Annotated in this window: 16 protein-coding genes and 1 other RNA gene; 8 read left to right on the plus strand and 9 right to left on the minus strand. The window is 51.9% G+C overall.

From position 1 onward, the window contains the following. The first annotated feature begins 287 nt into the window (after nt 1-287). The 3 genes from dksA to MK323_09035 all read left to right on the plus strand — a co-directional run bounded on the left by dksA (nt 288) and on the right by MK323_09035 (nt 3,222). Nucleotides 288-725 carry an RNA polymerase-binding protein DksA gene (dksA, locus tag MK323_09025; protein MCH2482305.1) on the plus strand — a complete coding sequence of 146 codons (438 nt, stop codon included), beginning with the start codon at nt 288-290 and terminating at the stop codon, nt 723-725. Between the two features lie 117 nt (nt 726-842). Continuing rightward, the gene (locus tag MK323_09030) at nt 843-2,174 is read left to right on the plus strand and encodes a dihydroorotase (protein ID MCH2482306.1); all 1,332 of its coding nucleotides are present in this window, start codon (nt 843-845) and stop codon (nt 2,172-2,174) included. A gap of 16 nt (nt 2,175-2,190) precedes the next feature. After that, nucleotides 2,191-3,222 carry a hydrolase gene (locus MK323_09035; GenBank protein MCH2482307.1) on the plus strand — a complete coding sequence of 344 codons (1,032 nt, stop codon included), beginning with the start codon at nt 2,191-2,193 and terminating at the stop codon, nt 3,220-3,222. On the opposite strand, the gene recR is transcribed toward MK323_09035, so the two are convergent. The 6 genes from recR to MK323_09065 all read right to left on the minus strand — a co-directional run bounded on the left by recR (nt 3,177) and on the right by MK323_09065 (nt 7,379). Then, nucleotides 3,177-3,788 (minus strand): recombination mediator RecR, encoded by a 612-nt coding sequence (recR, locus tag MK323_09040; protein ID MCH2482308.1) that lies wholly within the window; start codon nt 3,786-3,788, stop codon nt 3,177-3,179. The two genes, MK323_09035 and recR, sit on opposite strands and share 46 nt — an antisense overlap. A gap of 2 nt (nt 3,789-3,790) precedes the next feature. Then, on the minus strand, nt 3,791-4,111 hold the full coding sequence (locus MK323_09045) for a YbaB/EbfC family nucleoid-associated protein (GenBank protein ID MCH2482309.1): 321 nt from the start codon (nt 4,109-4,111) through the stop codon (nt 3,791-3,793). After that, nucleotides 4,108-5,784 carry a DNA polymerase III subunit gamma/tau gene (dnaX, locus tag MK323_09050; GenBank protein ID MCH2482310.1) on the minus strand — a complete coding sequence of 559 codons (1,677 nt, stop codon included), beginning with the start codon at nt 5,782-5,784 and terminating at the stop codon, nt 4,108-4,110. The genes MK323_09045 and dnaX overlap by 4 nt, the downstream gene beginning before the upstream one ends. Nucleotides 5,785-5,858: 74 nt before the next feature. Beyond that, nucleotides 5,859-5,956: signal recognition particle sRNA small type (gene ffs, locus MK323_09055), an RNA gene on the minus strand. Nucleotides 5,957-6,056: 100 nt separating this feature from the next. Next, nucleotides 6,057-6,704 carry a class I SAM-dependent methyltransferase gene (locus MK323_09060; GenBank protein ID MCH2482311.1) on the minus strand — a complete coding sequence of 216 codons (648 nt, stop codon included), beginning with the start codon at nt 6,702-6,704 and terminating at the stop codon, nt 6,057-6,059. Nucleotides 6,705-6,740: 36 nt separating this feature from the next. After that, nucleotides 6,741-7,379 (minus strand): site-2 protease family protein, encoded by a 639-nt coding sequence (locus tag MK323_09065; GenBank protein ID MCH2482312.1) that lies wholly within the window; start codon nt 7,377-7,379, stop codon nt 6,741-6,743. A gap of 187 nt (nt 7,380-7,566) precedes the next feature. Between MK323_09065 and MK323_09070 the strand changes: the two genes are divergently transcribed. The 5 genes from MK323_09070 to MK323_09090 all read left to right on the plus strand — a co-directional run bounded on the left by MK323_09070 (nt 7,567) and on the right by MK323_09090 (nt 12,323). Then, nucleotides 7,567-8,037: a MaoC family dehydratase gene (locus MK323_09070; GenBank protein MCH2482313.1), complete on the plus strand. Its 471-nt coding sequence runs from the start codon at nt 7,567-7,569 to the stop codon at nt 8,035-8,037. A 2-nt stretch (nt 8,038-8,039) separates the two neighbouring features. Further along, entirely contained in the window at nt 8,040-8,813 is a 774-nt protein-coding gene (locus MK323_09075) for a DUF3108 domain-containing protein (protein MCH2482314.1), read from the plus strand. 85 nt (nt 8,814-8,898) lie between these two features. Further along, nucleotides 8,899-10,050, plus strand: coding sequence for a 2-aminoethylphosphonate--pyruvate transaminase (locus MK323_09080; GenBank protein ID MCH2482315.1), 1,152 nt, complete (start codon nt 8,899-8,901; stop codon nt 10,048-10,050). A 24-nt stretch (nt 10,051-10,074) separates the two neighbouring features. Beyond that, a complete protein-coding gene (gene phnA, locus MK323_09085; protein MCH2482316.1) occupies nt 10,075-11,337 on the plus strand; it encodes a phosphonoacetate hydrolase in 1,263 nt (420 codons plus the stop codon). A gap of 137 nt (nt 11,338-11,474) precedes the next feature. Continuing rightward, entirely contained in the window at nt 11,475-12,323 is an 849-nt protein-coding gene (locus MK323_09090) for a phosphonoacetaldehyde hydrolase (GenBank protein ID MCH2482317.1), read from the plus strand. A gap of 90 nt (nt 12,324-12,413) precedes the next feature. On the opposite strand, the gene MK323_09095 is transcribed toward MK323_09090, so the two are convergent. The 3 genes from MK323_09095 to MK323_09105 form a co-directional block, all read right to left on the minus strand. Beyond that, complete coding sequence (locus tag MK323_09095) at nt 12,414-12,650, minus strand: hypothetical protein (protein ID MCH2482318.1); 237 nt, start codon at nt 12,648-12,650, stop codon at nt 12,414-12,416. Nucleotides 12,651-12,909: 259 nt separating this feature from the next. After that, nucleotides 12,910-13,314, minus strand: a complete 405-nt coding sequence (locus MK323_09100) for a bifunctional isocitrate dehydrogenase kinase/phosphatase (GenBank protein ID MCH2482319.1) — start codon at nt 13,312-13,314, stop codon at nt 12,910-12,912. Between the two features lie 87 nt (nt 13,315-13,401). Next, nucleotides 13,402-14,088 carry a GntR family transcriptional regulator gene (locus MK323_09105; protein MCH2482320.1) on the minus strand — a complete coding sequence of 229 codons (687 nt, stop codon included), beginning with the start codon at nt 14,086-14,088 and terminating at the stop codon, nt 13,402-13,404. Nucleotides 14,089-14,270: the final 182 nt, after the last annotated feature.

The raw sequence follows: 14,270 nt of genomic DNA on the forward strand, positions 1-14,270 counted from the left end.
TATCTGATCTAAACTGGCATTACATTATATCTGAACTTGCCCGTTTCGCAGCCAGAACTTTGCTGTTTCCCGGCAGCTAGGGGGAGCGACGCCGCCACGTTGATTTCCCAGTGTCAAACCGTAGACCCAACCTGGCGTGAACAAAATTCAGTAGATATTTGCTGCCGTAGGTCCCAGTCAACAATAGTTGCACACCAGAGGTCACTCTGGTATAACGGCCCGCTTTCGAGAGAACGGCGCATCGAGCCCCGAGCTTGTATTTTTATCTCATTGGAGCAATTTTCTAGATGGCCACAACAAAAACCAAACTCGCAGAACTGGTCCATGGCATCAAGCCCTATCGTGCCAAAAAGCGGGAACAATACATGAACGACAGCCAGCAGGGGCACTTCAAGGCAATCCTAAGTGCCTGGCGACAGGAACTGATCGACGATACCGAAAGGACAGTGGTGACCATGCAGGATGAGTCGATTAACCTGCCCGATCCCAATGATCGCGCGACACAGGAGACCGACCGTTCATTTGAACTGAGAACCCGTGACCGTGAGCGCAAACTGATCAAGAAAATTGAAGAGTCCATCGGAATGATCGGCAGTGGCGACTACGGCTATTGTGACAGGTGTGGGGTACCCATCGGCATAAAACGACTGGAAGCACGCCCTACGGCCAATCAGTGCATCGACTGTAAGACTCTCGATGAAATCCGGGAAAAACAACTCGCCTGACATTGCGACTTCGTTATCGGTCAGCAGCAAAAACAGTTGTACAACACTGTCGCCTAGAAGGCTCTAGGCCGTACAATATACTGAGACGGCACACTACTCGGTCAGTATATGAGCAAGATGTTCGACCTCGTCATCAAAAACGCCCGAGTCGCACAACCAGACGGGTCTATCGTTAACTCTGATCTTGCCTGTAGAAACGGCAGGATCGACCGAATCGACCAGACAATTAGCGGCGCTGCCAGAGAAACTATTGACGCGTACGGTAATCTGCTGCTTCCCGGTGTAATCGATCCACAGGTCCACTTCCGTGAGCCGGGAGCCACCCACAAGGAAGACCTGGGGTCAGGTTCTCGTGCAGCCGTCAGAGGGGGTGTCACTAGCTTCCTGGAGATGCCGAACTGTAAACCCGCCACAATTGACCAGGCACAGCTGGATTGGAAATTGAACCGGGCCGCGGAAACCTGCGTTGCAAATTACGGTTTTTTTATCGGTGCCACTCGGGACAACCTGCAATCCCTAAACACCACGCACCCTGCATGTGGAATCAAGATTTTTATGGGGTCAAGCACAGGTGACCTGCTGGTCGATGATGATAAATCTCTTGACCGTATATTCTCCTCAGGTGAGCGCCTCATCGCGGTGCACGCCGAAGATGAAGAACGCATCAATCAACGCACAGCCGCTATCCTATCTGACTCCAGCGGATCAGTAACCCATCAGCTTCACTCTGAAATTCGTGACCCACAGACCGCCCTTATCGCCACGCAACGGGCGCTGGAACTGTCCGATAAATATGGGCGACGCCTCCACATTCTCCATCTGTCCACTGCAATCGAGGTCGAACACCTGCGTCAGCACAAGGCTGCCCAGGTGAGTTGTGAAGTTATTCCCAATCACCTGTTTCTGAATACTGATGATTATGTCCGGCTCGGTGCCCGGGTTCAGATGAACCCGCCGATTCGTGGCCCCAAAAACGCGGATTCTCTCTGGCGAGGCTTGAAAGACGGCATTATCGATTTCATCGCCACAGACCACGCGCCGCACACACTTGAGGAAAAATCTAGGCCCTATCCCGACTCTCCGGCCGGGATGCCGGGCGTGGAAACTTCGCTTCCGCTAATGCTGACTCAGTTTAAGGCTGGGAAATGCACACTAAAGCAGGTGCAGAACTGGATGAGTGTTGGACCTGCCGCGACATACGGCATTCCGAACAAAGGCTGTATAGCTGAGGGCTTTGATGCTGACCTTGCGCTGGTCGATATGGATCGACGCCACCCGGTGAGGGACGAGGAAATGTTCAGCCGCGCAGGATGGAGTCCATACACCGGTCTGGAACTTACGGGATGGCCTGTCTATACCATTGTAGGCGGACAGGTGGTCTTTGAGTCCGGCAGAATCCGGCCCGGCGTCCATGGTAAACCACTCACCTTCAGGCGACCCGGAACCTGATTTTGCGAGTGGTGCCATGATGACCACCTCAATGAATTCAGGTAAGGGTGGGGAGGTCTGTCCTGTATTCAAACCAGCCTGGTGGTGCCGACACCCACACCAGCAGACGCTGTGGCCTATTTTTGCTCGCCGCCGACTCAAGGTCAATTATCATCGTCAACGTCTGGAACTCAAAGATGGGGACTTTCTTGATCTGGATTGGTCGGGCCCTGTTGATCATGACAGACCCGTAGTTCTGGTACTTCACGGCCTGGAAGGATCTTCACAATCGCACTACATACGCGGGTTATGCTCAGTCCTCAGCCAGCATCAGTTCCGCACTTGCGTAATGCACTTTCGGGGTTGCAGTGGAGAAAATAACCGACTCCCCAGGACCTATCACGCCGGCGAAACCAACGACCTAGATTACGTGATACGCTGGCTTCATCGACACAATCCGGACGTGCCCTTGTTTGCCGTAGGTTACTCTCTGGGCGGAAACATGCTCCTGAAACTGCTTGGACAGAAAGACCCGGAAATCCCCTTGGCAGCAGCTGCAGCAATTTCGGTTCCCTTCGAACTGTCACAGTGTGCATCACGATTGGAAAAGGGTCTCTCAAGGCTTTATCAACACTGGCTGGTAGGGTCAATGAAGAAAACCGCCATTAGGAAAGCCTATCAGCACAATACCGGTCTGAATATACCCGCTCTGCTTAAGACTCGAACTTTTCGCGAATTCGACAACCTGGGCACCGCACCCCTCCATGGATTCCGCGATGCTGAACACTACTATGCTACTGACAGCTGCCGACAGTATTTGCTGCGCATCACTACACCAACGTTAATCGTTCAAGCCAAAGATGATCCTTTCATGACCCAGGATCTATTACCTGAGGAGCACGAACTCGGTCCAGGTATCCGATTGGAGCTCAGTGACAGAGGCGGCCACACAGGTTTTGTTGAAGGACACTTTCCTGGTCGGTCACGATATTGGCTGGAAATTCGACTTGCACGTTTCTTGACTCAGGCTAACTCAACCCGGACCGCACGTCGATCAGAGAACGCCTGATTGAGGGTGTTGGCATCCATATATTCAAGTTCACCCCCTACTGGGACACCACGGGCCAGACGACTGATCTGGACTTCATATTTCGCCATGAGATCCGACAGATAATCGGCTGTAGCCTCCCCTTCAATGGTCAGGTTGGTCGCCAGAATGACCTCTCGTACCGGATAGTCCAACAGAACTTTCAATAGATGCTGTACTGCGAGATCGTCTGGGCCGATACCATCAAGTGGTGAAAGGTGCCCCATCAGAACCAGGTAATAACCAGAGAAGGCACCCGCCTGCTCTATAATGGCCAGGTCGGCCGGGGTCTCAACAACACACAACAGGCTCTCATCGCGTTTCCCAGATGTACATATTGCACACAGATCCTCTTCACTGAAATTGTTGCATCGTGCACAGTGCCTGACGGTGGACACTGCTTCGGTGAGGGCCTCAGCAAGTTGACTGGCACCATCCCGATCTCGCTCGAGAAGATAGAAAGCCATCCGCTGGGCTGTCTTGGGACCCACACCTGGCAGGCGCCGAAGCGCACGCTTCAGCTGTTCAATTGCGCGACCTTCCTTCATAGTCAACCGGGAATGTTCAGCCCGGGTATATTGAGCCCTGACGTCAACCCACTCATTTTATCCTGGCTTGCCTGCTCGACACGCCGTACTGCATCGTTCACTGCAGCTGCGACCAGATCTTCCAGTACTTCCTTGTCATCACTGATCAAACTATCATCAATCTTGATACGCCGGACATCGTGCCGACATGTCATGACCACCTCCACCAGCCCGCCACCAGACGTCCCAGTGACCTCTATCTGAGCCAGCTCTTCCTGTGCTTTCTTGAAGTTCTCCTGCATGGCTTGCGCCTGCTTCATAATATTTTCCAGCGGTCCTTTCATTTTCCAGCCTCTTTCGAATTAGCGGGCCTGACTGACTCCGGCACGACTGTTGCATCAAATCGTTTCATCATCTCCTGTACAGCCGGATCTTCGAGCATAGCCTGATAGGCCGCCTGCTTGGCCTCGTCCGCCTGGCGTTTCTCGGTTTGTACCGGTGTCGGTGAGGAAACTCGGTCTTCTATCGGCGCCACGAGTTTCAGTTTCAAAACGCCTTTCCGCTGGGCCGAAAGCGACTTCTCTAGAGTTTTTATTCGGGCTTCACTGGTCAGATGTTCGAGCGACTCAGTCAGAGATACCTCAAGCACACCCTGAACAAAACGCTGTGGTGCTAGATTCATGGCCAACTCGCGGGTGATGCCGGCGAGATCAGCAGTTGCAACCAGGTCAGCCCATATTTCCGGGTCCGCCGGATCCGCGTCAGCCGAGTTGTTGCCCTCGGTTGGGGCTGGCTTAGGTGATTCTGCACCGACCTCCCCACGCACATCAGTGCGGGTTCGGGCAGGTTTTTGTCTGACAGCCTTGGCTTTGCTGACGCTTTTTTTCTGTGTGCGTTCCGGGGGAGCCACGGAAGGCGCAGAATCTTCCGCCAGATCAGGGATGAAGGTCAGCATTCGGAGAAGTGCCATCTGGAAGCCAGAACCAGGTTCAGGTGCCAAATGCAGATCACGTTTTGCCAGCAGCGCAATCTGGTAATAAAGCTGAACATCCTCAGGTATCATCAAGTCGCCCAGTTCGGCGGTAAAAGCCGAAACCTCACCCTTGGCCGCATAGCCTTGAGGAGACACCTGATAGAGTGCGACATCCTGGAGGGCGAGAAGCAGATCATCCAGGACAGACATATAATCCAACGCCCGCTCAGCCATGTCGTCTGCTGCAGCCAGGACACTGGCACCATCGTGTGCGGCTAGGCCCCTGAGTATATGCTCGACGTGTCTTGTCTCGATCATTCCCAGCATGTCCCGCATTGAATCGACACTCACATGACCACTGCCAAAGGCAATGCCCTGATCAAGCAGACTCAGCGCATCCCGCATACTGCCCGAAGCAGCACGCGCAATAATAGCCAGCGCTTCGCTGTCATGCTGTATTTCTTCAGCTGTCAGAATCTTGTCCAGCTGTGCGGCTATCTGGTCAGGCGATAGAGCCCGCAGGTTGAACTGGAGACAACGGGAAATGATCGTGGCTGGCAGTTTTTTGGGGTCCGTAGTAGCCAGGAGGAACTTGACATGGTCAGGTGGTTCCTCAAGTGTTTTTAACAAGGCATTGAAACTATGGCCTGAGAGCATATGGACTTCGTCAATCAGGTAAACCTTGCAACGACCCTGAGTTGGGGTGTATTGAACGTTATCTAGAATCTCCCGCGTATCTTCAACTCGGGTCCTGGACGCAGCATCGACCTCAAGCAGGTCAATAAATCGTCCTTCATCCACACCCTGACATGCAGAACAAGACCCACAGGGCTGTGAACTGACACCCTGTTCGCAGTTCAGTGCTTTGGCCAGTAATCTTGCCAGGGTGGTTTTTCCGACACCACGGGTACCCGAGAACAAAAATGCGTGGTGAACCCGTTCATTGTCTAACGCACTGGTAAGCGCTGATACGACATGCTCCTGACCGACGACATCCTTGAAATGCCGAGGACGCCAGCGTCTTGCCAATGCCTGGTAGCTCATACAGTTCCTATTCTCGCTGAAACGGGGTATTGCCGCATATGGTCAATACCGGCTGAATGGTCACTGGAGACGGCGCCAGCCAGCCCGACCCCGGCACTCGAATCAATTGCTGCGGCTGCTTCCTTCCGGACCTGACCGGGTTCACAATTTATCGCCACCAGGGAGACCGACTGCCGCCGCCAGAAAACCGCCTGTAGCCACTCGACCACACCTTCTGCTGCGACCATTTTAGCACTCGCGCTAAACCCCAAGCACAATCAAAAACAACCTGGCTACAGGCGCCGAATGAGACAGAAACACCCGTCATTGGGAGCATTCTTGTAAAAAGCTTGTTCGTTCATGCGCTCCAGGTCAGCAACGCCCGACGCCATGAGTTCAGCAAATTTGTTCTCGAACCCTGCTGTTTGCCAGACCTCCCGATGAATCGTGCACGCAAAGTATCCACCGGGCTTCAGTACTCTGAGAATCTCATCCAGGGCATCTGCTTCAACATGGCCGTGGGTAAACGTCCCGCAGGAAATACCTGCGTCATAGGTCTGATCGGAGATGTCAAGCACGGTATTGAGGTCACCCTGTATCAGCGTCTGGTAAACCTGCTTGCTCCTGGCTTGGCTAAGCATTTCGGCAGAAAAATCCAGTCCATCGATTGCCGAATATCCATGACTGACCAGATACGCTCCCACAAGCCCCGTGCCACAGCCTACATCCAGGATCAAGGCAGTACGATCCGCCAATGCATTGGCCAAGAACTGCGCTATACCAGCCGGTGCGATGTAATGCAGTCCCTGCTCTAGGTGCTGATCGTATGACACCGCCCAATCGCGATAGAGTGTCTTGGCTTCGTCTGGAGTCTTAAGGGAATAAGCCCTCTCCAGAATCTTTTGTGATGCTGCTGATTGTGATCTGTTCTGATCTGCCATGATCGAATTCGCCGCTGAGCCGTGTTTGGAAACTGATCATGCAAACACAATGAGTGGTAGGAGAACATCGCTGATATGCCAAACGGCCTGCAAAACTGGGATACCCAAAAACGACAGCGCTATCAGTCCCAATAATGCGAAATTTCCGTACCGCTCGTTGTAATAACGATACTGCTGCGACAGTTGCCGCGGTAGAAAATAAGGCAGAATGTAGTGTCCGTCCAACGCACCGATAGGCAGCAGGTTAAACACCATTAACAACAGGTTGATCCGGGCAACAAACAGCATAGACTGCGGCAGCGTCTCGTGCGGACTGTACCAGCCAAAATGCAGACCCTGGACAAAGACATTTACAGTAATCACCGCCAACAGCAAGTTCATTGCCGGGCCGGCAGCAGCGACCAGCATCTCGGCATAACGGGATGTGAAACGCCGTGGATCGGTCGGCACCGGTTTCGCGTAGCCGAATCCAATAAACACCACCATCATCAAGCCCATTGGATCGATGTGAGATATCGGGTTGAGTGTAAGGCGGCCTGCCCGCTGAGCAGTGTCGTCACCGCAGCGCTTTGCGGCCCAGGCATGCCCAAACTCGTGAAACGACAGGGAAAGAAGAAGGGCCACCAGAATGACACAAAAAAGCAGCCACTGGCCCTGGTAAAGCAGTTGAATCATCACTTTTGCCTACAATTGGTTTTCCGTACCGAACAAACAGCCCACAGGTTTCCGGCGGGCCAGGATAGAATATCGAATAACGTCTGGGCGACAAGTCCTATTTTACGCCAGGCGTGCGACCTGCAACGAACCGACGTCACTCTGTCAGGCCAATACATCAGGGCACCCTCTATCTCCGGGAGGTTTTATGACAAAACTGACTACAATTGCCGCAGACCAACTGCAAAGCACGCAGGGAACAAAGCTTGGTATATCTCCCTGGATACGGCTATCACAATCAATGGTCAATCAGTTTGCCGATATTACGAACGATCATCAGTTCATACATATTGATCCGAAACGAGCAGGTACTGAATCGCCTTTTGGCGGAACAATTGCACATGGTTTCCTGACGCTGTCACAACTCAAACAGATGGCCGAATCCACGCTGGCCGTCATCAAGGACGTACGAATGAGCATCAATTATGGGTTCGACCGGATCCGATTCATCACACCAGTGCGCTCTGATGCCCGGGTGCGTGCACACTTCACGCTTGAACTTGCTGAAGAGCGAACAACCGGTGAATGGACATTGCACCACGACATTACTGTCGAAATTGAGCACAATGAGCGCCCGGCCTTGTCCGCTATGTGGATCATCCGACAATATACCGGCTGATTATGCTTCAGATCTCCGCAATTTTCCGGTATCCACTGCGCCCTATAAAGCACAGTTCGCGCTGCTTGTGTCCCAAGATTAATCCCCTGTGGCTGTTGATTTTATTCCTGCTACCGGCGCAAGCGGATAGTGGCAGCGATATTGAACCGTTTTCGGCTGATTATGCGATCACTCGTTCCGGCCTTGCAGTTGAACGAAAAGTTGAACTGACCCGGTCCGGCCAACACTATCTCTTGACTGCACTGACTCAACTCAAGGGACTGGGGTCGCTCACAGGAATCGGTAAAGTGGTCGAGCAATCACATTTTCAACTGCGTTCAGGTCGGATCCAGCCCATTCTCTATACAGCAGACGATGGTAGCGAGGATAGTCACCGGGCTATTCGGATTGAATTCGACTGGCCATCTGGCACAAGCCACGTCCTCTATCGCGGCACCCAACTGACCATCCCACTGACACCCAACGTGCTGGATCCACTGTCGTTCGAACTCATGGCCCGGATTGACCTTCAGCAGGGTATGACCGAGCCACTTTACACAGTACACGAGGGCGATCAGATTCGTCCGTATAGGTTTGTACTGGAGCAAGCCGAATCAGTTATTATCTTAGAACAGCCCGTACAAAGCCTGCGCTACTTTATAGATCGGAAGTCCAGCCGACAGCTGTACTACTGGCTGTCTCCAAAACTGGGCTATCTAGTTGTGAAATTCAAACAGTTGCATAAAGGTAAAGTTAAAACAGAAGGTGTTCTGACCCGCAGTTCTATAAAGCCATAACCTGATTTTAAACACCCCGCTCTCCAAGGAGACTTAATGACCTTTGACCCCCTTGAAAATCGTCCAGACACCCAATCTAAACCCCATGAAAAACGATCAAGAACCTTCAGCAATCGCGTCTTCACCTGATGGTGATCCTTGGCTTTTCACACCCGGACCGCTCACGACATCACCCGCCGTAAAACGGGCGATGCTGCACGACTATGGCTCCCGTGACAGCCGCTTTATTGACATCAATAACCGCATTCGCCAACACTTGACCCAGATCGTCAATGGCCAAAACACGCATGTCTGCGTGCCGGTTCAGGGGAGCGGTACTTTTGGGGTAGAAGCAATGCTGATTACGTTCATACCCCGATCCGGAAAAGTGTTATTACTTGTCAACGGTGCATACGGTAAACGTATGATCGATATCTGTTCAATACATGAGCGAGCGTACACAATACTCGAAACAACCGAAGATCTGCCTGTAAATACTGACGAACTTGATCGGCGACTTGCCGCAGATCCCGACATTAGCCATGTTGCCGTAGTCCACTGTGAAACTACGTCAGGCATCTTGAATCCAATTGAAACAGTTGCCAAGGTCACGGCCGAGCATCGACGGTCTTTGCTGATCGATGCCATGAGTTCATTCGGTGTTCTACCGCTTGATGCATGCGATTCTCCATTTGACGCGGTCGTTGCATCCAGCAACAAATGCCTGCAAGGATCTCCTGGAATAGGGTTTTGTATCTGCAATATCGAAACTCTCAAACAATCCAGCGGCAATTCCGACACGCTGGTGCTGGATCTGTACAGTCAGTGGAAAGCCATGGAACGCAATGGCCAGTGGCGCTTTACACCACCAACCCACACGATATTGGCTCTGGGGCAGGCGCTGACGGAATTCGATGCCGAAGGTGGTGTAGCGGGACGGGGCCGCCGTTATCGACACAACTGTGAAACCCTGGTCTCGGGCATGCGCACACTGGGGTTCAAGACCCTGCTCCCAGATGAACTTCAATCGCCCATAATTGTAACGTTCCTGACACCTGCCGACCCTAATTTCCAGTTCGATAGATTTTATGAAGAGCTCCGAAAACGTGGCTACATTATTTATCCGGGCAAACTGACAGTAAGCGATTCGTTTCGGGTCGGTTGCATTGGACACATTTCCGAAGGCCAGGTTCGCGGACTGATTGACGCTATTCGCGACACGCTTGGGGTCATGAGTGTCAGCAACTGTGGTCCCTGACCTGTTGTATGCCATAACATCACCATGCGCTATGTGACCTGCAATAACCGGCAGTACCGCTGGCCCGACAGACCTGTCGTTGTGATCTGCCTGGACGGCAGTGAACCTGGCTACCCGCTGTCGGATGGTGGTGGTTATATTGACCGTGCCATTGAGAACGGTCATATGCCCTATCTGGCTTCGATCAGAAACCGCGGGTTGTTTCGAACCGCTGATGCCACGATTCCCAGTTTCACCAACCCCAACAACATTTCGATTGTGACTGGAACACCACCGGCCGTTCATGGCATATCAGGCAACTTTTTTTACGACCTTGAGTCCAACGCTGAAGTCATGATGAATGATCCTGTGTTTCTTCGCGTGGGTACGATTTTCAAAGCATTTCAGGATCAGGGCGCAAAAGTCGCTGTGATCACAGCTAAAGACAAACTCAGGCGGATGCTCGGTCATGAACTCGATTTTGATCAAGGCAGTGCAATCTGCTTTTCCGCCGAAAAATGCCAGCTGACCACACAGAGTGAAAACGGCATAGACGATGCCGGCCAGCTGACTGACCTGTCACCGCCGGATGTCTACAGCAGCGCATTGTCTGAGTATGTATTTTCCGCCGGCCTGAAACTTCTGGATACCTGGGCGCCTGACATACTCTACCTGTCGACCAGTGACTACATCCAGCACAAACACGGGCCTGGAACCGCGACAGCAGATGCGTTCTACAGCATGATTGATGATCACCTTCTAAAGATGCAAGCACACGATGCCATCATTGCCCTGACAGCCGATCATGGTATGAAAGCGAAACACGATTCAGTCGGGCAACCGAATATCGTCTATCTGAAGCCTCTCATCGACGAACTATTGCCTTCTGATAGATTCCGAATCATCCTGCCAATCACAGATCCGTACGTAGTACATCATGGTGCACTGGGTGGATTCGCCACAATCTACCTGGCCGACCCGGTCGATATACAACCCGTATGCCAGAAATTGTCGGCACAGAAAGGGATCGAGCTGGTACTTGAAGGCCCGATAGCCTGTGAGAGATTTTCCTTGCCCCTGGACCGGGTGGGTCATATCGTGGTGATTTCCAGCACTGAGTGGGTTTTAGGACATTCTCAACAGTATCATGACCTATCAGCGCTCTCCGAGCCTCTACGGTCGCATGGGGGGCTGTCCGAACAACGGGTACCGTTTATTCTGAACCGTCCGGCATCTCAACTGCTCGCCAGCACCAATTTACACAACTACGATATTTTCGACGCTGCCCTCAACCACGCGACTGTCTGACCGGATTCATCCATGCAGACCTCCTGCCCAGAAAGCAGAAGTCAGATAAAATACAATTCCGCAGCTCATCTGCCGATGTAGATTGTCCAGGAACCACGTCAAATTCACTGATTACCTACGACTCTTAAGGAGTTTCGATGACCATCCGACAAGACTTCGTCTATAACCGCAGCTACACAGGCCAAGTGAAAGGTCTGATTCTTGACTGGAGCGGCACCACAGCCGATGCGTATGTACTTGCCCCGGCTGTTGTATTTGTCCAAGTATTTCAAAAACACGGTGTCGAAGTCACGATGTCCGAGGCTCGTGGACCAATGGGACTGCGTAAAGATCTTCATATCAAAGCAATGACCGAGATTCCAGAAATTCGTGAGCGATGGCACGGCATTCACGGACAGTATCCTAATCAGGAAGATGTAGACCGGATGTTCGAAGATTTTGTACCCATGCAACTAGACTGCCTTCGTAATTACACAACGCTTCTGCCGCTGGTTGCCGAAACGACACAATCACTGCAGAAACAAGGCATTAAGATCGGCAGTACTACGGGGTTCCTGCGCAGCATGGTAGACATCCTCGAAGAGGATGCCCGCAAACAGGGCTATACACCTGACGCTTCTGTTGCTGGCGATGAAGTAATCAACGGCGCCCGTCCAAAACCTTTCATGGTCTACCGCAATCTAGACCTCATGGACGTTCACCCGATCCAGTCCGTAATCAAAGTCGATGACACTGTATCGGGAGTTGGAGAAGCCCTGGAAGCCGGCTGCTGGGGCGTAGGTATTGCACGCTATAGCAACTACATGGATATGGATACTCTCGAAGAAGCCGACAGCTTGTCGGAAGACGAAATCAAACGACGTTTGGTACACACGCGGACGCTACTGCAAAAAGCAGGTGCGCACTACGTGATTGATACCTGGGAACAGATGCTGGACGTTATTGAGGATGTCAATATCAGGCTTGGTCGAGGCGAGAAACCTTAAACCGGTTTCCGGTGAACTTTCTTTGTTAGATGCCAATGGTGGTTGTCAGCTCTGAATTCTGACTGCCATTGGGATTCCAACGATAGTCTATTACCTGTCCTGGATCCCTTTGATCTTCAGGCGCCCGGTTTGTACGGTCTGATCCAGTAAGCCGACACAGGCATAAAGCGCCTTTAGTGTAGGCACCTCGACCTCTGTTAACGCCGCCAATTCAACCACCACTCCGAGCATACCTTCTATTTCCAGGGGCTTGCCTTGCTCGATATCCTGAAGCATTGATGTTTTATGCGAGCCTACAGCCTCTGCGCCGGCAATTCTTTTTTCCATCGGCACTCGAAAGTGGGCTCCAAGTCGCTCACCGACGGCCTAGGCACCGCGATTCCAGTAGAACCCTCCCTGATTACCTCTACCTTTTGTACGACTTTCCCAGAATGGAGACTTTGAAGATCTTCTGATATCCGGTTTACTACGCTGAGAGCATCAGTTTCTGCATCGTGATAAGGCGCACCGAACCCGGGAACAGACAAGATTTCATCACAACGTCGCAGGTTATTGCCCCGTCAATAGACGCGTAGAACAAATAATTTTAATCGGCGGCCCGCATTTCTACAGAAGTGCCGAAAGAATAAGCGACTGGATTCCATTCACTTCGAAAGATTGCACGGCGTGCGGAATGGAAATACGCAATCGCAAGATTGGCCTCATAGCGGACGTTTACAGAATTCTGGTAATCGGATTCAACGGCATCCCAGAGTGAAGACTCCTGTAAGGCCGCAGGGAATGAATTGAAAAGACGCTCGCTCAGGGCGTACATACTGGTACTGTAAAGTGCCAGTTTCTGCTCACTGATACGAATGGAAACCTGGTATTCGCGCTTTTCGAATGCAGTCTTAGCAGCTGCAGTTAACTGCTGGAACTCAAGATAAAACTCATCGAATTCAGACAACACCAATTCCGCGACCAAGGCGGCTGATTCAACCGTTGAACCCAACTGGACTTTTCGGCTAGAAAGTAAAGGTTCAGTCACGCCTAAGATGAGAGTCAAGCAGCACTGAACATAACTTCCGTGGAAACAGTGTTAACTTAAGTACTTAGCGTACTTTTCAATATGCTTGCTTAGACTCATCGCGTGCTCGCGCACCAGCCGCTCGGCCGTGTCCGCGTCGCGATGTTCCAATGCTTCAATGATGCGCATGTGATCAATTACTGATTGATCGGATCGATTATGTTCCTTCACCGCCTGAACACGTATTGATCGCATATGCAAAAATAGGTTACTGGCCATGGTCTGAATCAGACTGCACTTGCTAAGCGCCATAATAGTTCTATGAAACTCAATATTCGTATCGGAATATTCATTGATGTGTGCACGGGCCTCCTCCTTATCATCAAAGCTCGCAAACATCTTGCGCAGCTTGCTGATCTCTGTTCCGCTAGCATGCTGAGTGGCAAGCCGCGCCGCCATACTTTCCAGTGCAGCCCAGACACAGACTACTTCCAGGATTTCCTTCTTGGTCTTACGCACGATGTACGTACCGCGCCGGGGCACATTTTTGACCAACCCCTCCTGCTCCAGCCGTGACAAAGCCTCGCGTACCGGGGTACGGCTAACGCCAAGGTCTTCTGCCAACCTTCTTTCATCTAGCTTTGGTGGTTCGGGTGTGGAATAAATGTCCATCTTGGCAATCGCAACTTTCAGCATCGAATAGACCTGATCCTTGAGTGCCTGGGTTAGCCCGATTGGAGCCAGCTGGATATTACTCATATTTCACCGGTCCTTAGTTGATACCTATATCAAGCCTGATCTGTTTTGCCTTTATGCTGCCATAAGGCACAACTGCACCATATAGGGACCCTACCTTCTTGGTATTATCACGGATGGACTGCATATGCGCTGCGCGCGGTCGATTCGGTCGGCACAAGCCTAGTGGTTTCAATAATGTTGTC

This window comes from Gammaproteobacteria bacterium, from assembly GCA_022450155.1.
Lineage (GTDB): Bacteria > Pseudomonadota > Gammaproteobacteria > Arenicellales > UBA868 > REDSEA-S09-B13.